Raw genomic sequence first — 638 nt, 5'->3', positions numbered from 1 at the left:
CGAGGCGGCCATCCGATGGGCTGGGTTGCTGCGGTATCTCCCGATGATCCTGGCCACGATCGCGTCACCGCGTGTCCTGCCTCGGTCGCTGAACTGCCCTCGATGGAATGAGTGCCGGCTGCACTCGGAACGTATCTATGACGGCATCCTCAACGGAGAGCTGCCCTACGGCAAGAACGGGATCACGCTCAATGATCCGAACCTGCTCAATTCTCTGGATCTGACTGTTCGCCATGTCGATCTAAAACGCTGGATGCGCACCCACTATCCCGAGCACCGGCCAGGATTTCTGTTCAGCCGTGGCGAACGCATGGCGCATCCTTTCATCACCATGGAAACAGGACAGGCGATCCTCGTGGAGCGGCTGGCCCTTCAGGCCGCGCTTGAACAAGCCCGACGTGAGATGCGAGAACTGCAGGAGCAGCACGACACGCTACTCAAGCAATCCTCGGTGCTGTTGGCATCCAAGCAATGCGAGATCAGCGAACGGGCGGAAACGACCTATCTCAACATCATTGGAGGGATGTTGACGCTGATGCTGAGCCAGTCGCCTTCAGGCGTGCCCTATTCCAGCTTCAAAACGCAGGAGGCCCTTGTCTCTGCATTGGTCGCCCACTACGGCGGCACCATGGGCATCA

1 protein-coding gene is annotated in these 638 nt (G+C 59.1%); it reads left to right on the top strand.

The window, feature by feature from the left end:
- Window positions 1-43: 43 nt before the first annotated feature.
- The coding region (locus ABB22_RS17395) for a hypothetical protein (protein WP_082592204.1) at window positions 44-638 on the top strand (595 nt) is incomplete at its 3' end.

This window comes from Stenotrophomonas nitritireducens, from assembly GCF_001431425.1.
Lineage (GTDB): Bacteria > Pseudomonadota > Gammaproteobacteria > Xanthomonadales > Xanthomonadaceae > Stenotrophomonas > Stenotrophomonas nitritireducens.
The sequence above is the reverse complement of the archived record's forward strand: the minus strand, read 5'-3'. Positions and strand labels throughout refer to the sequence as shown.